Origin of the sequence: Paracoccus stylophorae (assembly GCF_028553765.1) — a bacterium.
GTDB classification, from domain to species: Bacteria; Pseudomonadota; Alphaproteobacteria; order Rhodobacterales; family Rhodobacteraceae; genus Paracoccus; species Paracoccus stylophorae.
Window position 1 is genome coordinate 513366 of record NZ_CP067134.1, and the last position, 23308, is coordinate 536673.

Consider the following 23308-nt stretch of genomic DNA (forward strand, 5'->3'; position numbering starts at 1 on the left):
TTCGCGAACCTTTGCGCCCCGGCTGTCGTTAAGGGGATGTCTGCCGCGGGATGCGGCGTGTCAAAGGACATGCATGCCGGAAGATTTCAGCATCGTCAGCCTGATCGACCGGGCCGTCACCGCCTCGGACGACAGGACCACCAGTGTGGCCCAGATCCTGCAGGCGTTGGGCCGCAATTCCTTTGCGCCGAACCTGCTGCTGCCCGCCGTGGCGGTGCTGTCGCCCCTGTCCGGGGTGCCGTTGGTGTCGACGTTCTGCGGCTGCGTGATCGCGCTGGTGTCGGCGCAGATGCTGGTGGGGCGCGATCACATCTGGCTGCCGCAGGTGCTGATGCGGCGCAAGATCGCGACCGCGCGTCTGCGGCAGGTGGGCGAGACGATGAAGACGCCCGCCGGCTGGCTGGACCGGATCACCCGGCCCCGGCTGCGGTTCCTGTCGCAGATGCCGTTCGCGGTCGTGCCGCGCATGATCTGTCTTGTCGGCGGCATGGTGATGCCGTTTCTGGAACTGGTGCCGTTCACCTCGTCGATCATCGGTGCGGTGGTCACGCTGCTTGGCTTTGGCATGCTGGCGCGCGACGGACTGTTCACCCTGCTGGGGCTGCTGGCGGTTGCGGGTCTGGCCGGCGGTCTGATCTGGTTGCTGGGATAGGCGCCCGCCGTCTCAGCCCTGCGGCTTGATCTTGGTGGCGGTGCCGCTGGCGAATGCCTGCAACCGTGCCTTGGCCGCCTCTTGGGTGTTCACGACGCCGGCCACCACCGATTCGGCATAGGCGGCGTCAAGCGCGCTCATGTTCTGCATGTGGCTGATGGCCGAACAGATGGCGAAATTCGACAAAGGCGGGTTCTGCGCCGCATTGCGCGCGATCTCCCACGCCTTTTCCTGCGGATCATCCACCAGATACTGGCACAGGCCCACGTCGACCGCCTCTTGTCCGCGATACAGCCTGCCCGACAGCATCATGTCGATCATCCGCGCCTTGCCGATCAGATCGGCCACCCGGATTGTCGCGCCGCCGCCGGTGAACAGCCCGCGCTGCCCCTCAGGCAGGCCGAAATAGCTGTCGGTCCCGGCCACGCGGATATGGGCCGCCGAGGCCAGTTCCAGACCGCCGCCCACGACCGCGCCCTTCAGCACCGCGATCACCGGCACGCCGCCATATTCCATCTTGTTGAACGCCTCGTGCCAGCGCAGGCAGACATGCATGAAATCGCTGGCCGACCGGTTCTCGCGGTGATGTTCCACCAGATCCAGCCCGGCGCTGAAATGATCGCCGTTCGCGTCCAGGATCGCGGCCCGGACGCCCGCGCGCGGCAGGGTCGTGAAGATGTCCACCAGCTCGTCGATGGTGGCCAGATCCAGCGCGTTGCGCTTTTCGGGGCGGTTCAGCGTAACGGTGGCGATGCCGTCATCGTCCACCTGCAACAGGATGTTCTTCAGCTTCAGATCGGCGATGTCGCGCATGAAAACCCCTTTCGTCACGCCCATCGACTAGCGCACCTTGCGTGCCGGGTCGAGATGCAAGACGCCTCAGGCCTGCCCGATCAGCAGCATCACCACCGGCACCGTCATGATGCTGGCCGCGGTCGAGATCAGGATCGCGGCCGACACGCGTTGCTGGGCCACGTCGAAATACTGCGCCAGGATATAGACATTGCCCGCCACCGGCAGCGCCGCGGCGGCCATCATCACCCCGGCGGCAAAGGGGTCCACGCCCAGCCCCCACGACGCCAGCCCGACCGCCGCCGGGTGCAGCACCAGCTTGGCAAAGCTGAGCCAGGCCGACGCCGCCACACGCTGCAACCGCCGCGCCGCCAGGCTGGCGCCGATGGCAAAGAGCGCGCCGGGCGTCGCCGCCCCCCCCAGAAGCGACAGGAACTCGTCGAACGGGCCGGGCATCGGCAGCCGCATCTGCGCCCACACCAGCCCCGCGACCATCGACAGGATCATCGGGTTGGCGACGATCCCGCGCATCACCGGCAGCACCGTGCGCAGCCGCATCCCGCCGCTGCGCGCGCCGTGGATGATCAGCGTGATCAGCGTCGAAAAGACCAGCATGTCGATGGTCAGCACCATCAGCACCGGCCCCACCGCGCGCTGGTCCAGCAACACGACCAGCATCGGCACGCCCAGAAAGCCGGTATTGCCGATCATGCAGCATTGCGCCTCCATCGCCGCCTCGGGCACCGGCAGGCCGCGCCAGCGCGCAACCGCCATTCCCGTGGCCCAGATCGCGGTCGAGCCCGCCAGATAGGCCAGCACGAAGCGCGGATCGAACAGCGCGCCCAGATCGAGGCCGGCGGCAAAGCGGAACAGCATCGCCGACAGCGCGAAGAAGAACACGAACCTGGTCAGCCAGATCGCGCCTTCCTCGGGAAAGAACCGCGACCTTGCGGCCAGCCAGCCCAGACCGATCAGCCCGAAGAAGGGCAGCGTCTTCAGAAACACCGCCAGCATCAGAAGACCGACATCGTCTCGGACAGGGGCTTCTTGACCTTGGCGGCGGCGGGCACCGTCGCATCCGCGGCGGGCAGCCCCACCGGCAGGATCATCACGGGCTTTTCGTTCTCGGGCCGGCCGCACAGCGCGTTCAGGAACTTCATCGGATTGGGCGTATGTTCCAGCGTCACCAGCCCGGCGTGATGGATCGCCGCGATCAGCATGCCGCAGGCGATGCCGACGCTTTCGGGGACATAGTAATGCTTGTGCCGCACCCCGTCGCGCAGCCCATAGCGTTGCGCGAAGACCACGATCAGCCAGGGCGCCACGGTCAGATGCGGCTTGTCGGGCCCGGTTCCCACCGGCTCCAGCGCGGCCAGCCACGCATCGCCGCCGCCGCCGGCATAGAAATCGCGCTCTTCCTCTTCGGCGGCCGCGCGGATGCGCGCCTTCATCGCCGGGTCCGCGATGGCCACGAAATGCCAGGGCTGCTGGTTCGCCCCCGACGGCGCGGTGCAGGCGGCCTCGATACAGGCCTCGATCACCTCGCGCGCCACCGGCGCGTCGCTGAAATCGCGCACCGAATGGCGCCTGCGCATGTAATCGCGAAACGCAAGCGCCGCGCGCAGCGACTGTTCGGGCGGCATCTGCACCCGGTCGGGCAGGGCCAAGGGCCGGTAACTCACGCTTCCCCCTTTGTCGGGGTCAGCCCGATCCGATCAGCACCCCGGTGGCGAAGACCAAACCACCGCCCACGACCACTTGCAAGGCCGCCCGCCAGAACGGCGTCTGCATCCAGCGGTTCTGGATCCATGCGATCACCCACAACTCGATGAAGACGACGATGCAGGCAATGATCGTGGCGGTCCAGAAATGCGGGATCAGATAGGGCAGGGCATGGCCCAGCCCGCCGATCGCCGTCATCACCCCCGAGGCCACGCCGCGCTTGATCGGCGATCCGCGCCCCGACACCACCCCGTCGTCGGACGCGGCCTCGGTAAAGCCCATGCTGATGCCCGCGCCCAGGCTGGCCGCCAGCCCGACCAGGAATGTCGTCCAGGTGTCGTGCGTGGCAAAGGCCGTGGCAAAGATCGGCGCCAGCGTCGAGACGCTGCCATCCATCAGCCCGGCCAGCCCCGGCTGAACCCAGGTCAGGATGAACTCGCGATGCGCCACCGCGCCTTCCTCCGCGCGGGCGGCGTCGGTCAGATGCTCATCGGCCAGTTCGCCCGCGTGTTCCTCGTGGCCGCGTTCGGCCGCCGCCAGATCGCCCAGCAACTTGCGGGTGGCGGCGTCCGAACTGGTCTGCGCGGCGCGGGCATAAAACTCGGCCGCGTCATGTTCCATCAGCGCGGCCTCGTTGCGGATCGCCTCCAGCGACAGGTTCTGCATCATCCAGGCCGGCCGGCGGCTGTAATAGCCGGCCACATGTTCGCGCCGGATCACCGGAATGGAATCGCCGAACCGCGCGCGATAGCGTTCGATCAGCAGCCGGCGATGCTCGTCCTCTTCCTCGCCCATGCCGTCGAACACGGCGGCGGTCGCGGGATAGGCCTCGCGCAGATAGTCGGCCCAGTTGCGATAGATGCGCGCGTCATCCTCTTCCGAGGCGATGGCAAGGGCGATCACCTCCTGCTCGGTCAGGTCGGAAAACCGTTTGCGATTGGCTGTCATCCGCATGATCATCTTCGGTGCTCAAATATCCTCGGGGGTGAGGCCGCCTGCGGCCGAGGGGGCAGACAGCCCCCTTTCCACCGTGAACTCGCGCGCGCCGTCATCCGTGTCGTGCGTGCCGATCAATACATGACCGGCCTCGGCGCAGAAATGCGGCACATCGACCGAGGCCATGGGATCGGTGGCGATCATCGCCACGCGCGCGCCCGGCGGCACCGACAGCAGCGCCTTGCGCAGCCGCAGCACCGGCAGCGGGCACAGCAGCCCGCGCGCGTCGATCCGGCGCGCGCTCATGCCGGCCCCGCCGTCCGCGCAAGGCACCAGTCGCCCAGTCGTTCCGGCGCGACCCGTTCGGCCAGATCGCCCCCGAACGCGGCAAAGTCGCGCTGCTGTTCGGCCGGCACGTGCAGCAGCACCGGCACGCCGTCCGACACCGCCTGCGCGATCACCGACCGAAATCCGCGCCCCGCCGCCTCCTGCCGGCCGAATTTCGGCACGATCACCAGTTCCGCCCCGGCCAGTTTTGCGCCCACCCGCACCGCCGCCATTTCCAGCGCGCCGGCATCGAGGCGGCAGCCCTGCGATCCGGTGCCAAGGGATTGCGAGATCCGGATCGGCCGGTCCTCCTCACCCAGCACGATCACGTCCATGTCGCATTCGCAATCCGCGCCATGATCGGTGTTGCGCTGCACCGCGCCCGTCACCCGCAGCCCCGCATCGCCCAGGTCGCGGGCCAGCCGCAGCAGCAGATCGTCGGCCGCGCCGGGCGCGGCGTCGGCGGACAGCGTGAACCAGCCCAGCATCGTCATCTTTCTCAGACCCCGCTGTCCAGGGCGAATTTCATCAGCCCGTTCATGCCGTCCACCCCCAGCTTCTTCTTCAGCGCCGACGAGGTGTTGGCGGCGGTCTTGTAGCTGACGCCCAGTTCGTCGGCGATGGCCTGCAGGCTGGACCCGCGCCCGATCAGCGCCAGCACCTGCCGCTCACGCTCGGACAGCGCGCCAAGCGGATCGGCGCTGGCCCCCGCCCGCAGCGTCGCCAGCGCCACAGCCTGCCGGGGCGACAGATAGAACTCGCCGGCCTCAAGCGTGCGGACCGCGTCGCGGAAATCGGCGGGCGGGGCGTTCTTGGACAGAAACCCCTGCGCCCCCTCGTGCAGTGCGCGGGCGGCAAAGCCGGTCTGGTCGTTCATCGAAAAGATCAGGATGCGCGCGCCCGGCGCGGCGCGGCGCAGCGGGCCGACCGTCTCCAGCCCGCTGGCGCCCGGCAGCGTGATGTCCAGCACGATCAGCGACGGCGCCGGCCCGTTGGCCAGCTGCGCCAGCGCGTCTTCGGCCGACATCGCCTGACCGACCGGGTCATAGCCCAGGTCGCGCAGCAGCCGGCTGGCGCCCAGATGGGTGATCGGATGGTCGTCGATGACCAGCGCAGCCTTCATGCCCCGTCCTCATGCAAGCCCTGTGCCGGCAGGCTTGCCTCGATGGTGGTTCCGTTCCCGTCCGACGACAGGCGCAGCGTGCCGTTCAGCAGGGTGATCCGCTCGCGCATCCCGGTCAGCCCGGCCCCGTCGCGATGGGATGCGCCCAGGCCCGACCCGTCGTCCGACAGGATCATGCGCCAATGCGCCGGATCGGTCCAGAGCCGGATCGACACCGTCCGCGCCCCTGAATGACGCAGCGCGTTGGTGCATCCCTCCTGCAGGATGCGGAACAGCGTCAGCGCGGTCGCCTCGTCAGGTTCGGGCATCGCGGCTTCGATGTCTAGATCGAACCGGATCGCGGGAAAGCGCCGCCGCAATTTCGCGACATGGTCCGACAGCACGGTCGCCAGCGGCAACTGCCCGATGGCCGCCGGCCGCAGATCGTCCAGCAGCGCCCGGTTCACCCGCGCGATCTGTTCGGCGATGGCGGCGATGGCGTCTGCATGCGCGCGGATCGTGTCGTCCGTCGCGGCCTCGCGCAGCGCATCGACCTCGACCCGCAGGCCGAACAGGCACGGCCCCATCTCATCGTGCAGGTCGCGGGCGATGGCCCGGCGCTCCTCATCGCCGCGCCGGATCACCTGCCGTTGCAGCCGCGCGCGGTCGTGCCCGGCGCGTTCCAGCGCCGCGGCCAGATCGTCCACGCCCTGCGCCAGCGGCAGCAGATCGGGCTGCGGCAGCGGACCGACCCGCGCCGACAGATCGCCGCGCCGCAGATCGGCCAGCCGCGCGGCGATCCGGCCCACCGGCCGCAGCGCGTGGCGCGTGGCCAGCAGGATCAGCACCGCCTGCGCCAGCCCCGACATGGCGGCCAGCCCCAGGGCGGTGCGAACCTCGCGCCACGCCGCGGCGATCCCGGCCGAGGGATCGGTCGCGATATAGACAAAGCCGCGCATCCGCCCCTCGATGGTCACCGGCAGGCGGGTTTCCTGCGGGGGCGGCGCGACCAGGGCCGCGAACCATGCCGGCGCGCCGTCCGGGGCGGCGTCGGGCGCGGCGATTTCGCGGACGGTGCCGTCCTGCGGGACAAGGATCGCGATGCGCGCGTGGCGCGGCGGGACCAGCCGTTCGGGCAGCATCGCCATCAGCCGGTCGGGCGGAACCGCCGTCTGCATCGTGCCGATGGTGGCCAGAACCAGCGAACGCGCGGTCTGCGCGGCCAGCCGCGTCTCGGTCGCGATCTCGCGCCGCAACCCGTCCAAGCTGGCGGCGGCCAGCGCGCCGAACAGCAGCGCCTGCACGGCCAGGATCACCAGAAGGATTCGCGTGGTCAGGCGCAGCCGGTTCAACATGGCGCGCAGATTGGCCGATCCACGGGGCTGCGTCCATGCCGCGCGGCCCCTGTCCCCGGCCCGACGCAACCGGGGTTTTCGCCGCCCTCGCGCGGGCGTAAGAACGACGCCATGACCGATTACGATGCCCTTGCCGCCCGAATCCGTGCCCTGACCGAATCCGAGACCGACGAGGTCGCGCTGATGGCCACGCTGGCGTGCGAAATCCACCATTCCGACGACCGCTTCGACTGGACCGGGTTCTATCGCGTGGTCGGCCCCGAACTGCTGAAGATCGGCCCCTATCAGGGCGGTCACGGCTGTCTGGTCATCCCGTTTTCGCGCGGCGTCTGCGGGGCTGCCGCGCGCACCGGACAGGCGCAGATCGTGCCCGATGTCGATGCGTTTCCAGGCCACATCGCCTGTGCCGGCTCGACCCGGTCGGAACTGGTGCTGCCGGTCTTTGCGTCGGGGGGCCGGCTGATCGGGGTGCTGGATATCGACAGCGACCGGCCGGATGCCTTTGACGACGAGGATGCAACACGTCTGGCGGAGATCCTGCATGACACATTCGGACAGTTCTGAGATGCGCGGCCGCTGCCTGTGCGGCGCGGTCCGGTTCAGCGGCCTGCTGGCCGGACCGGACGTGACGGCGTGTCATTGCGGCCAGTGCCGCCGCTGGTCGGGCCATCTGTGGGCGTCGTTCCATCTGGACGCGCCCCGGATCGAGGGGCAGGCGCTGCGCTGGTATCCGTCTTCCCCGCAGGCCGAGCGGGGATTCTGTTCGGTCTGCGGCACCTCGCTGTTCTGGCGGCCTTTTGGGCGGGACACGCTGTCGGTGTCGGCCGGTGCGATCGACAATCCGACCGGCCTGGCGCTGGAACGGCATATCTTCGTGGCCGACAAGGGCGATTACTATGACATCGCGGACGGTCTGCCGCAAAAGGACGGGTCGGCATGATCTGGGACACGCTGTCCGACATTCCGGCGGCGCAGTTGACCGCCTTCATCGCCGGCGGGCTGGTCCTGAACGTCGCCCCGGGTCAGGACGTCTTCTTCGCCAGCGCCTGCGGGATACAGGGCGGCCCGCGCGCCGGCGCGCTGGCCGGGATCGGCGTCGGTATGGGGGTGCTGGTCCATGTCGGGCTGGCGACGGTCGGGCTGGGCGCGGTCGTCGCGGCGCATCCCGGCGCGCTGCTGGCGATCAAATATGCCGGTGCCGCCTATCTTCTGTGGCTGGCGTGGAAAAGCTGGACGGCGGGGCCGGTCGATCCCGCCGCGCGCGGCAGCGTCCGGCCGTGGAACGTGATCCGCCGCGGCCTCGTGTCGAACGTCCTGAACCCCAAGCCGGTGCTGTTCCTGCTGGCCTTCCTGCCGCAATTCACCAATCCCGCATGGGGGCCTGTCTGGCAGCAGATCCTGGGGCTGGGGCTGATCTTTGCACTGACCGGCACCATCGTGACGGTGGGCTACGGGGTCGTCGCCGGTCTGGCGGGGCATGTGATCGGGCGCAATCTGGGGATTCTCAACCGGATCGCGGCGGTGATGTTCGCGGGTCTTGCGCTGCGCCTTGTCGCGAAATGAGCTTTGTCTATGCCCCGCCGCCGGACGCGCCCGACATCATCCATGCCGATCAAGAGGTGCTGGTCGTCAACAAGCCGGCCGGCCTGTTGTCGGTGCCGGGGCGCGGGCCGGATCGCGCGGACTGCCTGATCGACCGGCTGCGCGGCGCCTTTCCGACCGTGCTGCTGGTGCATCGTCTGGATCTGGACACCTCGGGCGTGATCGTCTTCGCGCTGACGCCCCATGCGCAGCGGCATCTGTCCCGCCAGTTCCAGGACCGGCGCACGAAGAAGGCCTATGTCGCGCGCGTGGCCGGCCGGCTGACGCCGAAGACCGGCCGCGTCGATCTGCCGCTGATCGTCGACTGGCCGAACCGGCCCCGGCAAAAGGTCGATCACGCCACCGGCAAGCCCGCGCAGACCGACTGGCGGGTGATGCGGGCCGGCGAGTCCGAGACGCGGGTGCGGCTGTTTCCGCTGACCGGGCGCAGTCATCAGCTGCGCGTACACATGCAACAGCTGGGCCATCCGATCCTGGGCGATCCGCTTTACGCAACCGGCGCTGCGGCCGATCATCCGCGGCTGATGCTGCACGCTGAAAGCCTGCGTTTCAAGCATCCCGAGACCGGCGTGCAGCAGGGCTTCAACGCGCCGGTCCCGTTCTAGGCTATCCGGCCTCAGCCCTCGCCGCCGGGATACCAGTCGGCGATCACCACCTCGGCCCCCGATCCGCCATCCAGCACAAGCTGGGCGAATTCCTGAATGTCGCTGCCGCGATGGTGATAGGGGAAGACGACCGCCGGCCGGAACGCCGCCACCGCCTCGGCCGCCTGCTGGACGGTCATCGTGTAGGGCAGGTTCATCGGCAGGAAGGCCACGTCGATATTCTGCATCGCCTGCATCTCGGGCGTGGGTTCGGTGTCGCCGGCGATATAGAACCGCTTGCCGCCGATCCCCAGCACATAGCCGTTGTCGCGGCCCGGCGGATGATACTGCAACCGGTCCTCGGTGGTGTTGTAGGCGGGGACGGCGCTGACGGTCAGGCCCAGTGTCTCGACCATGTCGCCGTTTTCCATCGCGCTGGCGCGGTCCTTCATCGCGTCGGGCAGCATGTCGTGGACCGCCGGATTGGTGATCAGGCGCACGGCGGGCAGCGCCTGCAAGGTGGGCAGGTCGAAATGATCGCCGTGTTCATGCGTGATCAGGATCAGCGTCGGGTCGGGCAGTCCGGCATATTTCTCGGCCCCGCCGACGGGATCGACATAGATCACCCCGCCGGGCGTCTCGACCACCATCGAGGCGTGTTCGACCGGGTGAAAGACGACATTGCCGCCCTCGACCGGATAGGTGAATTCGGCGGCGTTTTCCTGCGCGGCCAGAAAGCGGGGCAGGGCGCCGGCGCCCAGTGCGGCGACGGCCAGCGAAAGTCCGGTGCGGCGGGTGATATGCATGGAAAATCCTCCTGTGGACAGGTGCGCGTTGGCAAGGAAACCCCGCGGCGGGTGCGGTGGTTCCGTGCGGTTGCCGTGACGCGGGCGCTGCCCTAGAACGGCGGGTGACGGGCAGCGGAGGCCAAGGGATGACACATCTGTGGGTGCGGGCGGAAAGTCGCGCGAACGAGGATCGGGTGGGCATCACCCCCGACGGCGTCGCCACGCTGATCGGCGACGGCATGCGCGTGACGGTCGAGGACAGCCCGCGCCGGATCATCCCGACCGACGCCTATCGCCGCGCCGGGGCCGAGATCGCGCCCGAAGGCAGCTGGACCGAGGCGCCGCCGGACGCCATCATCTTCGGGCTGAAGGAATTGCCCGACGACGGCACAAGCCTGACCCGCCGCCACATCATGTTCGGTCACGCCTTCAAGGGCCAGCCCGACGGCAAACGTCTGCTGGAACGGTTCCGCGCCGGCGGCGGCACCCTTTACGATCTGGAATATCTGCTGGATCAGGACGGGCGCAGGCTGGCGGCGTTCGGATACTGGGCCGGCTATGCCGGGGCGGCGGTGTCGCTGAAATGCTGGGCGGCGCAGGCCCATGGCGCGATCTGCGGGCCGGTGCATGCCTATGCCGACCGCAACCTGCTGGTCGAGGAGTTGCGCGCGCAGATGGACGCCACCGGGCGCGCCCGCCCCAACGCCATCGTGATCGGCGCCAGGGGCCGCGTGGGCACCGGCGCCGCCGATCTGCTGACCGAAATGGGCGTGCCGGTGACGCGGTGGGACATGGAAGAGACCGCACATGGCGGCCCCTTCCCCCAGGTGCTGGCCCACGAGATCTTCATCAACGCGATCCTGGCGCAGCCCGGCGCGCCGGTCTTCGTGCCGGCCAGCGCCGTCAATCCAGGCCGTGCGCTGCGGGTGATCGGCGACGTGGCCTGCGATCCGACCAGCGATTTTTCCCCGATCAGGGTCTATGACCGCACCACCACCTGGGACGCGCCGGCGCTGCGCGTGGCCGACGACCCGCCGCTGGACGTCATCGCCATCGACAATCTGCCCTCGATGCTGCCGCGCCAGGCGTCGGTGGATTACGCCGCCCAGTTGCTGCCCGTGCTGCGCCGGCTGGACCGGCCCGACGAGGGGCCGTGGGGACGCGCCGCCGCCATATTCCGCGAACACCTGAACGAGGTTTGACATGACAATCCACTGGATCGGCACCGGCCTCAGCGCCATTCCCGGCCTGCGCCGCCTGCTGCAAACCGACGCGCCGGTGACGGTCTGGAACCGGACCGAGGCGAAGGCGCGGGCCGAGCTGGGCGATCTGACCGACGATATCCGCGCCTACAGTTTCGAGGCGCTGGCCGAGGCGGTCGAAAAAGACGACATCGTCGTGTCGATGCTGCCCGCCGATCAGCATGTCGGGCTGGCACGGCTGGCCATCGACAGGGGCGCGCATTTCGTCAGCTCCAGCTATGTCGCGCCCGAGATGGCGGCGCTGGACGATGAGGCGAAAGCCGCCGGCGTGGTCCTGATGAACGAGGTTGGGCTGGACCCCGGCATCGACCATCTGATGGCGCATGATCTGGTCGCGGATTACAAGCTTCAGGCGGCCCGGCCTGGCGATACGGTGCGCTTCACATCCTATTGCGGCGGCGTGCCCAAGCATCCCAACCCGTTCCGCTACAAGTTCAGCTGGTCGCCGCTTGGGGTGCTGCGGGCCCTGCGCTCGCCCTCGAGATCGCTGCGCGGCGGGGCGGTGCGCGATGTGGCGCGGCCTTGGGACGCGATCGAGCCCTACGACGCGCCCCTGCCGACGCCCGAACGGTTCGAGGTCTATCCCAACCGCGATTCGCTGCCCTTCCTGCGTCAATACGGCTTCGATCCGGATTGGGACGTGCAGGATTTCGTGCGCGGCACGCTGCGCCTGAAAGGCTGGCAAGAGGCATGGGCGCCGGTCTTTGCCGAGGTCGAGACCCTGTCCGGCCCGGCGGGCGAGGATCGGCTGCGCGAGATGGCCGACCAGTTCTGGCGCGACAACGCCTATGCCCAGGCCGAACCCGACCGGGTGGTGCTGTTCGTGGCCCTGCAGGCGGAACGCGACGGCCAGACGGTGTGGCACAAGGAATGGGTGCTGGACGCGCATGGCAACGAAAAGGGCAGCGCGATGGCGCAGCTTGTGTCCGTCCCCGTCTCGCTGGCGGTGCAGGCGGTGGCCGAGGGGCGCGTGGACGCAGGCGTTCACGCCGGGGTTCACGACCCGCTGCTGGTCGCCGACTGGCTGGTCGAGATCGGCGAGATCGCCCAGCACATGGCCAAGATCGATCATCTGCGCTGACGCGGACGTGATCGCCCGCGTCGGCGCGATGGCCGGCCCGCCATGCTAGGCTGGCCGCCGGGACGCGACACAAACCGTGACGGAGAGCCTAGCATGAGACGACTGACGGTCATCGCCGCCACAGCCCTGTTCGCCGGCTGCGCGCTGGCGCAGGATTTCAACGACCGCCCGCCCAACGCGGCCGGCCAGACCCCCGCCTTCGAGAACCAGACCCGCGCCTCCGCGATCCGGGCGCAGGCGCTGAACCAGACGGTGATGGCCGAGGGGCTGGAACATCCCTGGGGCATGGCGCAACTGCCGGACGGCGGCTGGCTGGTCACCGAACGCCCCGGCCGGCTGCGCATGGTGTCGCGCGACGGTACGCTGTCGGCGCCGATTGCCGGCCTGCCGCAGGTCGATGCGCGCGGGCAGGGCGGTCTGCTGGACGTGATCGTGGATGACGATTTCGCCCGCACGCGGCGGCTTTGGGTCAGCTTTTCGCAGCGCCTGCCCGATAACGGCACCGCGACCGCCGTGGCGACCGGCACGCTGTCGGCGGACGGCACGCGAATCGAGGATGCGCGCACGATCTGGCAGCAGACGCCGTGGCCCTCGACCAAGCATTACGGCTCGCGGCTGGTGCTGGACGGGCAAGGCGGGCTGTTCGTGACCACCGGCGAACGCGGCGGTCCCCGATCGCGGCAAGAGGCGCAGAACGTCGCCAACACGATCGGCACCGTGGTGCGCATCGACCCGCTGACCGGCGCGCCGATGGGGGCGGGCATCGCGGGCGGGCTGCCCGAGATCTGGTCCTATGGCCATCGCAACGTGCAGGGCGCGGCGCTGTCGCTCGATGGCACGTTGTGGACGGTCGAACATGGCCCGCGCGGCGGCGACGAGCTGAACCGGCCCCTTCCCGGCCGGAATTACGGCTGGCCCGATGTCAGCTATGGCGTCGAATACAGCGGTCAGACGATCCCCGGCGGTCTGACGCAGAAAGAGGGGATCGAACAGCCGGTCTATTACTGGGACCCGGTGATCGCGCCCGGGGGCATGGTGTTTTACGACGGCGACATGTTCCCCGACTGGCGCGGCGATCTGCTGATCGCGGGACTGCAATCGGGCTCGCTTGTGCAGCTGAAGCTGTCGCACGGGCGCGTGACGGCCGAGGCGCGGCCGGCGCCGGGTCTGGGGCGGGTGCGCGACGTCGCGGTGGCGCAGGACGGCGCGGTCGTGGTGCTGACCGATTTCGACAACGGCCAGATGATCCGACTGACGCCCGCCGCGCCGTAAGAGCCGACCGCCTAACCCGCGTCGAAGCGCCAGCCGAAACGCGCGACGTCGGCGGCGGCGGCGCGGGCGACGATGGCGGCGGTTTCCGCGTCATGAACGGGCCGATCGCCGTCGCGCGGCGACGGATTCTCGTGCGGCAGCGGGTTCAGCGGGAAGCCCAGATGCGATTCCAGCGCCGGCAGATCCGTTTGCAACCGGTCCAGCCGCAGATACAGCGCGGGCCGCTCGCGGCCGGTCCCGTCCGTCAGGTAATGCGCCGACGGAACCGCCAGTTGCGCCTGCGTCCGCGGATCGCGCAGGAAGTCCGCAAAATCCATCCGCCGCGCCAGCGCGACGGAGGGATGATCGAAGTGCTGCACCCGAAGCCAGCGGTAATAGCTGATGGCGCGGTCCCACGGGTTCCGGATCAGGGTGAACAGCAGGTAATCGTCGAAGATCGCCGGATCGACCAGCCCCTCGATATCGGCCAGCGTCGAATGTTTCCACAGCCGCCCCCGCGCTGCGGCCCCGCGCGCGCGGCGGCGCCGGTTGCGGCCCTTGGGCGTGTCCGACAGGATGATGTCGTCGCGCCCCACCCGCGCCTCAAGCGCCAGGGTCAGCGATGTGCCGCCGGTCTTGGGGATATGCACGAAGACATAGCGATGCCGGTGCGAGACGATCATCCGCTGCGGCCGAACAACCGCTCGATATCGCTCAGGCGCAGCCGGACCCAGGTGGGCCGGCCATGGTTGCACTGGCCCGATTTCGGTGTCCGCTCCATCTCGCGCAGCAGGGCGTTCATCTCGTCCGCGCCCATCCTGCGGCCCGACCGGACCGAGCCGTGACAGGCCATCGACGACAGCACCGCGTCGATCCGCCCGCGCAGCCGGTCCGATACACCCTGATCGGCCAGATCGTCCAAAATGTCGCGGATCAGCGCGGCGGCATCCAGCCGCGCCAGCATCGCGGGCACCTCGCGCACGGCGACGGCATTGCCGCCGAACGGCTCGATCGCCAGTCCCAGATCGGCCAGTTCGTCGGCAATCGACAGGATGCGGGCGCAATCGGCGTCGGGCAGGTCCACGATCTGGGGGATCAGCAGGGCCTGACGGGCGATTCCGTTCGCCTCGGCCTGCGCCTTCAGCCGTTCATAGACCAGCCGTTCATGCGCGGCGTGCTGGTCCACGATCACCAGCCCGTCGGCGGTCTGGGCGATGATGTAATTCTCATGGATCTGCGCCCGCGCCGCGCCCAGTGGTGCATCGGGGGGCGGCGTGTCGGGCGCAGGTTCGAACCGGGCCGAGGGGGGCTCGGCGAAACCCGCCTGCGCATCGGGCGCCTGCAGGTCCAGCGCGGCGCGGATCGCCCCGCCGGAGGGGCGGTAATCCATCTGATAGGCGCGGGGTGCGGCGGCGGGTTCGGCCCGGAACGCCGCCAGCGTCGCATCGCCCACGGTCGATGAGGCGCGATGCCCCGCCTGCGCCAGCCCGTGGCGCAGCGCGCTGACGATCAGGCCGCGCGCGGCCTGCGGATCGCGGAACCGCACCTCGGCTTTCGCCGGATGCACGTTCACATCGACCAGCTGCGGATCGCAGGTCAGATACAGCACCGCCGCCGGATGCCGGCCCTGCGCCAGCACGTCCATGTATCCCGCGCGCAAGGCACCGATCAGCAGCTTGTCGCGCACCGGGCGGCCGTTCACGTAAAGATGCTGCGCCACCGCCGCCCCGCGCGAATAGGTCGGCAGCGCCGCAAACCCAGTCAGCGTCAGCCCATCACGTTCGGTGTCCAGAGGCAGGGCATTATCGATGAAGTCGCGGCCCATCACCCGCGCCAGCCGGGTCTGCAACGCGCCGAACAGCTCGCCCTGTTCGGCATCGACGCGAAAGATCTCGCGCCCGCCGGCGGTCAGGGTAAAGCCGACCCATGGCTCGGCCATGACAAGGCGGCGCACGGCATCGGCCACGGCCTGCGTCTCGGCCCGCTCGCTGCGCATGAATTTCAGCCGGGCAGGGGTGGCGAAGAACAGATCGCGCAACTCGACCACGGTACCGCGATTGGCGGCGGCGGGACGCACGGCGTCGACCCGCCCGGCGGTGACGGCGATCCGTGCCGCGTCGTCGCCGTCTGCGCGCGAGGTGATCGTCAGACGCCCGACCGCGCCCAGGGAGGCCAGCGCCTCGCCCCGGAATCCGAAGCTGCGGATCGCCAGCAGATCGCTGCCGTCGATCTTGCTGGTCGCGTGGCGCGACACGGCCAGCGGCAGATCGCCGGCGGTCATGCCGCAGCCATCGTCGCTGACGCGGATCAGCCGCTTGCCCCCCTCGTCGATGGCGATGTCGATGCGGGTCGCGCCGGCGTCCAGCGCATTCTCGACCAGTTCGCGCACGGCCGAGGCTGGACGCTCGACCACCTCGCCCGCGGCGATCCGGTTCGCCGTCGATTCGTCCAGCTGCCGGATGATGGGGCGGATGTGGGGGGCGTGGGTGTTCATGCCACCAGATATAGCATCGCCGCAGGGACGCGGAAAGCAATTCGTGCAAGGGGTCATGCCGGGACGCAACCAAAACGCCGCATCGGATGTTTCATACTACACACAAGATACACACAAGCCCGGCACGAGGAGATCGGCCATGATGAAATTCAGCGCAATCCTGCTTTGCAGCACCGCATTGGTGCTGTCCGCCTGCGGTCCCAACACCGCCACCCGCGCCACCACCGGCGCCGCGACCGGCGCAGTCGTCGGAGGCCCGGTCGGTGCGGTCGCCGGCGCGGCACTGGGCGGCACCGGTGCCGTGCGGGTCGAGTAGCACCCGCGCCGCCGGCCAGCGATGGGCGGCGAAGCCTAGTCGCTGGCGGCGTCGCGTGTAGGTGTCGCCTCGGCATTACCGGTGGACCGGGTATCAGCCGGCTCTGCCTGATCGGTCAGCCCTTCGGGGCGGCCGACCAGCACAAAGCGCAGATCGTCCGCATCCAGCAGGCGCCCGGCCACGCGCTGCACGTCTTCGGCGGTCACGGCCTCGACCTGTTCGTTGCGGGTGTTCACGTAGTCTGCGGGAAAACCCATCAGCTGCATTCCCGACAGGATCGCGGCAATCTTTCCGTTGCCGTCGAAGCGCAGCGGATATTCGCCGGTCAGATAGGTCTTGGCGTCGGCCAGTTCCCGGTCGGTGACCCCGTCTTCGGCCATCCGGTCCCATTCCTGCCGGATCAGCCGCAGCGATTCGCCGATATTCGCGTTCGACCCGGCCATTCCGCCCTGCCAGGTCTGCCCGTAAAGCCCCGTCGCCAGCCCGGTGCCGATGCCATAGGTGAGGCCGCGTTTTTCGCGCAGCTCCTCCATCAGGCGCGAACTGAACCCGCCGCCGCCCAGGATGTGATTGGCCACGAACGCGGCGAAATAGTCGGGATCATCGACCGGCAGGCCGGGACCGGCAAAGTTGACGATGGTCTGCGGGCTGTCCCAGTCGATCACCGTCACGCCGCCGGTCAGTTGCAGTTCGGCCTGTTCCGGCAGGGGCGCGGTGCCCTTGTCGGGCAAGCCGCCCAGAATCCGGTCCAGCATCTCGCCCAACTGTTCCGCCGTGATGTCGCCCGCCGCGCCGACCACGACCCGGTCGCGGGCCAGGACGCGGTTCTTGGCCGCGACAAGATCCCGCCGTTCCAGCGTCGCAATCGACTGCTCCGTGCCGTTGATCGAGGTCGCATAGGGATGATCGCCCCAGGCCTGCCGCGCCAGTTCCTTGCGGGCGATGGATTGCGGGTCCGTCGCCTCGGACCGGATGATCGCCTGCACCTGCGCGCGCACCCGTTCGACCGCCCGGTCGTCGAAACGGGGCTGCGTCAGCGCCTGCGCCAGCAGGTCCGCCGCCTGATCGCGGTTCTCGGTCAGGGCGCGCAGGCTGACGGACAGCGAATCGTCGCTGACATCGAAGCTCAGCCTTGCGCCCAGATCCTCGACCGCCTGCGCGAAGGCGGTGGCGTCGCGCTTGCCCGCGCCCTCTTCCAGCAGCCCGGTCATCAGGTTGATCGCGCCGCGCTTTCCGGGCGGGTCCAGCGACGCGCCGCCCTTGAAATCAAGGCTCAGCGCGGTGAACGGGATCGAATGATCCTCGACCAGCCAGGCCTTGATGCCGCCGGGCGAGGTGACCTGTTGGATGTCGATGGCCTGCGCCGGGACGGCAAGAACCGCGAAGAACAGGGCGATGGCGGCGCGGATCATTCTTGCACCTCGTCAGGATCGTTGGGTTCGGTGGCAGCCTGCCCGGCGGGGCGCGCCGCGGCGGCAGCGGCGGGCTGGACGGGCCGGGCCGCATCGGCGCCGGCCTGGGCCTCGGCCGGTTCGGGCAGCAGCCAGCCGGTCACGGTGGCCTTGCCGTCCAGCAGGGTCTGCGCGGCGTCGCGCACATCCTGCACCGTGACCTGCGCCAGAATGTCGGGCCAGTCGTTCACATCCTCGATGGACAGCCCCGTCGCCAGCCCCTGCCCGTAATCATAGGCGCGGCCATGCGCCGAATCGCGGGCATAGATGCGGGCGGCGCGGATGCGGGTCTTGACCCGTTCCAGATCGGCCGGATCGGGACCGTCGCGCAGGAATTTCGCCAGCGCCTCGTCCAGCGCGGCCTCGGCCTGTTCCGGCGTCTGCCCCTGCGACGGCATCATCGAGATCGCGAAGGTCGTCGGATCGACGGCCAGCCCCTCATAGCCCGCATTTACCCAGATCGCCTTGCCGGTCAGCGCCAGTTCGCGACCCAGAACCGAGGTCTGCATCGACCCGCCCAGCAACTCGGCCAGAACGGTCAGCGCGGCGGCGGGTTGCTGATCGCCGGGGTTGCGTTCGGGCGCCAGATAGGTGCGCACCATCATGGGCTGGGCCACGCGGGCGTCGTGCATGGTGATGCGTCGCGGCGAATGCTGCGCCGGTTCCTGCGGCCGCGTTCGCGGTGAGGCCTCGCCCTTGGCGGGGATCGGGCCGTAATGGCGTTCGGCCAGTTCGCGCGCCTGCGCCGGCGTGACGTCGCCGGCCAGGATCAGCACCGCCTCGTTCGGGGAATAGTGGCGGTCATACCATGCAATCGCATCGTCGCGGGTCAGCCCCTCCATCTCGTGCCGCCAGCCGATGACCGGGCGGCCGTAAGGGTGGTTGTAGAACTGCACCGCGTTGCGTTCCTCCGCAAACAGCGCGCGGGGGTCGCTGTCCACACGCTGCGCGCGTTCCTCCAGCACGACCTGACGTTCGGCCTGCCAGTCATCCTCGCCGATGCGCAGATTTTCCATGCGGTCGGCCTCCATCTCCATGATCAGCGGCAGGCGGTCGCTGGCGATGCGCTGGAAATAGGTCGTGTAGTCATACGAGGTGAAGGCGTTGTCCATGCCGCCATTGGCGGTCACGGTCTTGGACAATTCACCGGGTTCCAGCGTGTCGGTGCCCTTGAACATCAGGTGTTCCAGATAATGGGCGATGCCGGACTTGCCCGGCTGTTCGTCGGCGGCGCCGATCCTGTACCACAGCATCTGCACGATCACCGGGGCGCGGTGATCCTCGATCACCACGGTCTCAAGCCCGTTGGGCAGGGTGAAATGGCTGATACCCTCGGGCATCTCGGCGGCGGCCGGGATCGCGGACAGGCACAGGGCCAACGCCGCGTGCAGTGCGACCGGGCGGGCGGGGCGGTTCATGGGCGCAACCTCCTCTTTCGTGGGCGGAAACCTGACCTGCGGCGCATCGGGGCGCAAGCCTTGCTCGCGGCATTGTGTGGGCGGGGGACGGGCGCGGCGGGTCGCGCGCCGCGTCCGTTCAGCCCGCCGGGATCAGGCGGACCGGCAGCGACAGCGGACCATGCGCCTGAAGCCCGGTTTTCCAGACCGCCGGTCCCGCCGCCACGATGTCGGCGGTGCGGGCCAGCAATTGCGTGAAAAGCGTCTCCATCGTCAGCCGGGCAAGGTTGTTGCCCAGACAGACATGCGGACCGGCCCCGAACGCCAGATGCAGGTTCGGCTTTCGGCCGATGTCGAAACGGTCCGGCTCGTTGAACGCGGCCGGATCGCGATTGGCTGCGGCATAAAGCAGGCCGAATCGCGTGCCTTGCGGCCAGTCCTGCCCGCAGACGGTCAGATCCTCGCTGGCATAGCGGTGAAAGAACGGCAGCGGCGCGGCAAAGCGGAACATTTCCTGCACCGCCTGCGGGATCAGGCCGGGATCGTCGCGCAGCCGCGCCATCTGGTCGGGGTGGCGCAGCAGCGCGTCCATCCCGTTGCCCATCGCATCGACCGTCGATCCGTGACCCGCGTGCAAAAGCTGCATGATGGTGGAGATCAACTCGTCCCGGCTCAGCAGCCCCTGATCGCTGGCCGCGATCAGCGCGCTTGTCAGATCCGGCTGCGGCTCGGCCCGGCGGGCGGCGCACAGATCCTGCAACAGGTCGTGAAAGCGTCTGGTGGCGTCCTCGGCCTTCGCCTTGCGGCTGTCGGTGCGGTTCGTGACGTCGAAATAGCTGACCACATCCTCGGACCAGTCGGTCATCTGCCGGGCCAGCGCCGGATCGGTGCCGATCAGCCGGCCGATCACCTGCGCCGGCAACTGCCCCGCCAGATCGGCGACAACGTCGATCCGGCCCTGCGGCAGAACCCGGTCCAGCGCCGCCGAGACAAGATCGTCGGTCCAGCCGCGCAGCGATTCCAGCCGTGTGCGGGTGAAGAACGGAAAGACGGCCCGCCGCAGCCGGTCGTGATCCGGCCCGTCCAGATCCAGCATCGAGCGTTGCACGAAGCGTTCGTGAAACGGCATGTCGTGAAAGTTTTCCGCGATCTGAAGGCGGCGGCATTCCTGTTCGCCGGCGAAGGCTGCCGGGTTGCGGACCATCCGGCGATCCGCCGCGATGGCGCGGACATCGTGGAACCGTGCCGCGACATGGCCATCGAATTCGGGCCAGAAGATCAGGCCGGGCTGCGCGCGCATCGCCGCATAGGCGGGCCACGGGTCGCGTCCGAAACCGGGCGAGGCGGCGTCGAACCCGGCGATCATTCCACGTCGGGCGCAGGCGAGGTCGAGGTGCGCGCACCCGCGCGCTGCCAGCGCAGCTGTTCCGTCCGCGAATCCAGCGCCATCGGACGATAGGCGCGCTGATAGACCGAGGTGCCGAACAGCGCCTCAAGCGGGCGGCGCGCATTGCGCGAACGCCAGCGCAGATCGGCCTCGGCCAGGGTCGCGCGGATGGCCGGATCGCTGCCGCGCCGGGCGGCATGGGCGACCAGCGCCTGATCCGAGGCTGCGATCCCCTGATCGACCAGACGGCCCGGATTGCCGCCCAGGGCGGCCACCGCATCGGCCTGCGGCGTGGGGTCGGTGATGTTGCCGCCGCCGGGCGTGGGGGCGGGCAGGACCGCCAGATCGGGCGGCATGGTCAGCGGCTTCGAGGGCAGGATCGCGAACTCGTCGGGGCTGCTCTGGCCGGACTTGATGTTCATCAGATGCGGGTCGCCGCTGCACGCCGACAGCCCGGCTGTCGCCGCAAATCCGATAATCAGCGCCATTGCCCGCATTGCCTGCCCCTTTTTCGTTCGCGCCCGTTCTAGCCTGATTTTTCGCCCCCGTCACGGGGGTTGTCCGCGCCGCGCGTCCGGGCGGGCGGCTTGCCCGCGGGCTTGCCGGGGGACTTGCGCGCGGGCTTCTTTGCCGCGGGTTTCTTCTGCGGCATCAGCACCAGACCGATCGCGCCCGCAAAGATCGAAATGTCGGCGATGTTGAAGCTGTAGGGGTTCTGCCATCCGGGCAGCGACATGTTCAGGAAATCGGCCACCGCGCCATAGATCACCCGGTCGATCACGTTGCCGATGGCGCCGCCGATCAGCAGCCCGCCCGCGATGCGCGCCACACGGCCCGCGTCGCTGCGCCACAGCCAGATCCAGACCCACACGCAGATCGCCACCGCCACCCCGATCAGGATCCAGCGCGTCAGATCCTGTTCGGACGCCATCAGCCCGAAATTCACGCCCTGGTTCCACGCCATGCGCAGGTTCAGCCATGGCGGCAGCACGTCCAGATTGCGCAGCTGATCCAGACGCAGCACATGCACGACCCAGTATTTCAGCAGCTGGTCGATGGCCACGACCGCCGCCACGATCCACGCCGTCAGCCGCATATCGCCGCGCGGCGGCGGCGCGGGCTTGCGCGGGGCGCGCCGCGGCCGGGGCCGGGGCGGCGGCGGGCCGGGCTTCTTGTCGGTCTCGAAGGGCAGTTCGTGCTGCATCAGTGTCTGAAATGCCGCTGGCCGGTGAACGCCATCGCCAGATCCAGCCGGTCGGCGGCCGCGATCACCTCGTCGTCGCGCATTGAACCGCCGGGCTGGATCACCGCCTTCGCGCCCGCCTCGGCCAGCGCCTCGATTCCGTCGGCAAAGGGAAAGAACGCGTCCGAGGCGACGACCGCGCCGATGGTCAGCGGCAGCGGCAGGCCAAGCGCCTGCGCCATGTCCTCGGATTTGCGCCGCCCGATGCGGGTGGAATCGACCCGGCTCATCTGGCCCGCGCCGATGCCCACCGTCGCCAGGTCCTTGGCATAGACGATGGCGTTCGATTTCACATGCTTGGCGACCGTCCACGCAAACAGCATGTCGGCCAGCTCGCTGTCCGAGGGCTGGCGTTTCGTCACGATCCGCAGCGCGTCGCGCGTCACATGGCCGCTGTCGCGTCCCTGCGCCAGAAACCCGCCCGCCACCTGCCGAAAGACGGTGCCGTCCGCGCGCGGATCGGGCAGCCCGCCGGTGGTCAGCAGCCGCAGGTTCTTCTTGGCCGCAAAGATCCGCCTGGCATCCTCGTCGGCGTCGGGCGCGATCACCACTTCGGTGAAGATCTTCACGATCTCTTCGGCCGTCGCCCCGTCCAGCGTATGGTTCAGCGCGACGATGCCGCCGAAGGCCGAGGTCCGGTCGCAATCGAAGGCCCGGCGATAGGCGTCGATGGCCGTCCCGGCCCGTGCGACCCCGCAGGGATTGGCGTGCTTGATTATCGCGCAGGCGGGCCCGTCCGCCGGATCGAATTCCGCCACCAGCTCGAACGCCGCATCGGTGTCGTTGATGTTGTTGTAGGACAATTCCTTGCCCTGCCACTGACTGGCCGTCGCCACCCCCGGCCGCGCCTCGCCGGTGACATAGAAGGCCGCGCGCTGATGCGGATTCTCGCCATAGCGCAGCCCCTGCGCCAGCGTCCCGGCAAAGGCGCGGCGGCGTGGCGTATCCTCGCCGATGGCGTCCGCCATCCAGTTCGACACGGCGGCGTCATAGGCGGCGGTGCGGGCATAGGCGATCTGCGCCTGACGCCGGCGAAACGCCAGCGTCGTGCGGTCGTCATTCGCGTCCAGTTCGGCCAGCAGCGCGTCGTAATCCTGCACGTCCACGATCACCGTGACGAATGCGTGGTTCTTGGCCGCCGCCCGAATCATCGCCGGCCCGCCGATATCGATATTCTCGACGCATTCGGCGTAACCGGCGCCCTTCGCCACCGTGTCCTCGAACGGATAAAGGTTCACCACCAGCAAGTCGATCGGCCCGATCCCGTGCGCCTGCATCGCCGCCAGATGCTCCTGATTGTCGCGCAGCGCCAGCAGACCGCCATGCACGGCCGGGTGCAGAGTCTTGACGCGCCCGTCCATCATCTCGGGAAAACCCGTCACATCGGCCACGTCGGTCACCATCAGCCCGGCCTCGCGCATCGCGCGGGCGCTGCCGCCGGTGGACAGCAGTTCGACGCCGCGCGATGCCAGCTTGCGGGCCAGTTCGATCAGCCCCGTCTTGTCGGACACCGAGATCAGCGCACGTTTCAGGGCGATGGGATGTGACATGATCGAACCTCGCATC

The 23308-nt window shown here is 69.0% G+C and carries 26 protein-coding genes; 9 read left to right on the top strand and 17 right to left on the bottom strand.

The window, feature by feature from the left end:
• Positions 1-73: 73 nt before the first annotated feature.
• Positions 74-652 (top strand): exopolysaccharide biosynthesis protein, encoded by a 579-nt coding sequence (locus tag JHW45_RS02505; protein WP_272859393.1) that lies wholly within the window; start codon positions 74-76, stop codon positions 650-652.
• Between the two features lie 12 nt (positions 653-664).
• Here JHW45_RS02505 and JHW45_RS02510 read toward each other — a convergent pair whose 3' ends face one another.
• The 8 genes from JHW45_RS02510 to JHW45_RS02545 all read right to left on the bottom strand — a co-directional run bounded on the left by JHW45_RS02510 (position 665) and on the right by JHW45_RS02545 (position 6886).
• Positions 665-1465 carry a crotonase/enoyl-CoA hydratase family protein gene (locus tag JHW45_RS02510; protein ID WP_272859394.1) on the bottom strand — a complete coding sequence of 267 codons (801 nt, stop codon included), beginning with the start codon at positions 1463-1465 and terminating at the stop codon, positions 665-667.
• Positions 1466-1531: 66 nt separating this feature from the next.
• Complete coding sequence (locus tag JHW45_RS02515; protein WP_272859395.1) at positions 1532-2458, bottom strand: AEC family transporter; 927 nt, start codon at positions 2456-2458, stop codon at positions 1532-1534.
• Entirely contained in the window at positions 2458-3087 is a 630-nt protein-coding gene (locus JHW45_RS02520; protein ID WP_272860510.1) for a nitroreductase family protein, read from the bottom strand. Before JHW45_RS02520 ends, JHW45_RS02515 begins: the two co-directional genes overlap by 1 nt.
• 58 nt (positions 3088-3145) lie before the next feature.
• Complete coding sequence (gene mbfA, locus JHW45_RS02525; protein ID WP_272859396.1) at positions 3146-4120, bottom strand: iron exporter MbfA; 975 nt, start codon at positions 4118-4120, stop codon at positions 3146-3148.
• 15 nt (positions 4121-4135) lie between these two features.
• Positions 4136-4408 carry a sulfurtransferase TusA family protein gene (locus JHW45_RS02530; protein WP_272859397.1) on the bottom strand — a complete coding sequence of 91 codons (273 nt, stop codon included), beginning with the start codon at positions 4406-4408 and terminating at the stop codon, positions 4136-4138.
• Entirely contained in the window at positions 4405-4917 is a 513-nt protein-coding gene (locus JHW45_RS02535) for a DUF2478 domain-containing protein (protein WP_272859398.1), read from the bottom strand. Before JHW45_RS02535 ends, JHW45_RS02530 begins: the two co-directional genes overlap by 4 nt.
• Positions 4918-4928: 11 nt before the next feature.
• Positions 4929-5552 (bottom strand): response regulator, encoded by a 624-nt coding sequence (locus tag JHW45_RS02540; RefSeq protein WP_272859399.1) that lies wholly within the window; start codon positions 5550-5552, stop codon positions 4929-4931.
• Positions 5549-6886: a histidine kinase gene (locus JHW45_RS02545; RefSeq protein ID WP_272859400.1), complete on the bottom strand. Its 1338-nt coding sequence runs from the start codon at positions 6884-6886 to the stop codon at positions 5549-5551. Before JHW45_RS02545 ends, JHW45_RS02540 begins: the two co-directional genes overlap by 4 nt.
• Before the next feature lie 111 nt (positions 6887-6997).
• Between JHW45_RS02545 and JHW45_RS02550 the strand changes: the two genes are divergently transcribed.
• Genes JHW45_RS02550 through JHW45_RS02565 form a run of 4 tightly spaced genes read left to right on the top strand, consistent with a single transcriptional unit; the run spans position 6998 to position 9093 of the window.
• Complete coding sequence (locus tag JHW45_RS02550) at positions 6998-7450, top strand: GAF domain-containing protein (RefSeq protein ID WP_272859401.1); 453 nt, start codon at positions 6998-7000, stop codon at positions 7448-7450.
• Entirely contained in the window at positions 7428-7826 is a 399-nt protein-coding gene (locus tag JHW45_RS02555; protein ID WP_272859402.1) for a GFA family protein, read from the top strand. The genes JHW45_RS02550 and JHW45_RS02555 overlap by 23 nt, the downstream gene beginning before the upstream one ends.
• Positions 7823-8449 (top strand): LysE family translocator, encoded by a 627-nt coding sequence (locus JHW45_RS02560; RefSeq protein ID WP_272859403.1) that lies wholly within the window; start codon positions 7823-7825, stop codon positions 8447-8449. The genes JHW45_RS02555 and JHW45_RS02560 overlap by 4 nt, the downstream gene beginning before the upstream one ends.
• Positions 8446-9093 carry a pseudouridine synthase gene (locus JHW45_RS02565; protein ID WP_272859404.1) on the top strand — a complete coding sequence of 216 codons (648 nt, stop codon included), beginning with the start codon at positions 8446-8448 and terminating at the stop codon, positions 9091-9093. Before JHW45_RS02560 ends, JHW45_RS02565 begins: the two co-directional genes overlap by 4 nt.
• Before the next feature lie 11 nt (positions 9094-9104).
• Here the strand turns inward: JHW45_RS02565 and JHW45_RS02570 are convergent, their stop codons facing one another.
• Entirely contained in the window at positions 9105-9878 is a 774-nt protein-coding gene (locus JHW45_RS02570; RefSeq protein WP_272859405.1) for an MBL fold metallo-hydrolase, read from the bottom strand.
• Positions 9879-10006: 128 nt separating this feature from the next.
• Here JHW45_RS02570 and JHW45_RS02575 point away from each other — a divergent pair, with 128 nt between their 5' ends.
• The 3 genes from JHW45_RS02575 (at position 10007) to JHW45_RS02585 (ending at position 13475) form a co-directional block, all read left to right on the top strand.
• Positions 10007-11062 carry a saccharopine dehydrogenase gene (locus JHW45_RS02575; RefSeq protein ID WP_272859406.1) on the top strand — a complete coding sequence of 352 codons (1056 nt, stop codon included), beginning with the start codon at positions 10007-10009 and terminating at the stop codon, positions 11060-11062.
• A 1-nt stretch (position 11063) separates the two neighbouring features.
• The gene (locus JHW45_RS02580) at positions 11064-12203 is read left to right on the top strand and encodes a saccharopine dehydrogenase family protein (protein ID WP_272859407.1); all 1140 of its coding nucleotides are present in this window, start codon (positions 11064-11066) and stop codon (positions 12201-12203) included.
• Positions 12204-12296: 93 nt separating this feature from the next.
• Positions 12297-13475, top strand: a complete 1179-nt coding sequence (locus JHW45_RS02585; protein ID WP_272859408.1) for a PQQ-dependent sugar dehydrogenase — start codon at positions 12297-12299, stop codon at positions 13473-13475.
• A gap of 11 nt (positions 13476-13486) precedes the next feature.
• Here JHW45_RS02585 and JHW45_RS02590 read toward each other — a convergent pair whose 3' ends face one another.
• Positions 13487-14137: a sulfotransferase family 2 domain-containing protein gene (locus tag JHW45_RS02590; RefSeq protein WP_272859409.1), complete on the bottom strand. Its 651-nt coding sequence runs from the start codon at positions 14135-14137 to the stop codon at positions 13487-13489.
• Positions 14134-15948 (bottom strand): DNA mismatch repair endonuclease MutL, encoded by a 1815-nt coding sequence (gene mutL / locus JHW45_RS02595; RefSeq protein ID WP_272859410.1) that lies wholly within the window; start codon positions 15946-15948, stop codon positions 14134-14136. Before mutL ends, JHW45_RS02590 begins: the two co-directional genes overlap by 4 nt.
• A 139-nt stretch (positions 15949-16087) precedes the next feature.
• Here mutL and JHW45_RS02600 point away from each other — a divergent pair, with 139 nt between their 5' ends.
• Complete coding sequence (locus tag JHW45_RS02600; protein WP_272859411.1) at positions 16088-16264, top strand: hypothetical protein; 177 nt, start codon at positions 16088-16090, stop codon at positions 16262-16264.
• A gap of 35 nt (positions 16265-16299) precedes the next feature.
• Here the strand turns inward: JHW45_RS02600 and JHW45_RS02605 are convergent, their stop codons facing one another.
• The 6 genes from JHW45_RS02605 to purH form a co-directional block, all read right to left on the bottom strand.
• Complete coding sequence (locus JHW45_RS02605) at positions 16300-17676, bottom strand: M16 family metallopeptidase (protein ID WP_272859412.1); 1377 nt, start codon at positions 17674-17676, stop codon at positions 16300-16302.
• A complete protein-coding gene (locus JHW45_RS02610) occupies positions 17673-19133 on the bottom strand; it encodes a M16 family metallopeptidase (RefSeq protein WP_272859413.1) in 1461 nt (486 codons plus the stop codon). Before JHW45_RS02610 ends, JHW45_RS02605 begins: the two co-directional genes overlap by 4 nt.
• A gap of 118 nt (positions 19134-19251) precedes the next feature.
• Positions 19252-20478 (bottom strand): cytochrome P450, encoded by a 1227-nt coding sequence (locus tag JHW45_RS02615; protein ID WP_272859414.1) that lies wholly within the window; start codon positions 20476-20478, stop codon positions 19252-19254.
• Entirely contained in the window at positions 20475-20987 is a 513-nt protein-coding gene (locus tag JHW45_RS02620; RefSeq protein WP_336385799.1) for a DUF3035 domain-containing protein, read from the bottom strand. Before JHW45_RS02620 ends, JHW45_RS02615 begins: the two co-directional genes overlap by 4 nt.
• Before the next feature lie 38 nt (positions 20988-21025).
• Positions 21026-21703, bottom strand: coding sequence for a signal peptidase II (gene lspA / locus JHW45_RS02625; protein ID WP_272859416.1), 678 nt, complete (start codon positions 21701-21703; stop codon positions 21026-21028).
• On the bottom strand, positions 21703-23292 hold the full coding sequence (gene purH, locus JHW45_RS02630; protein ID WP_272859417.1) for a bifunctional phosphoribosylaminoimidazolecarboxamide formyltransferase/IMP cyclohydrolase: 1590 nt from the start codon (positions 23290-23292) through the stop codon (positions 21703-21705). The genes lspA and purH overlap by 1 nt, the downstream gene beginning before the upstream one ends.
• Between the last annotated feature and the right edge of the window lie 16 nt (positions 23293-23308).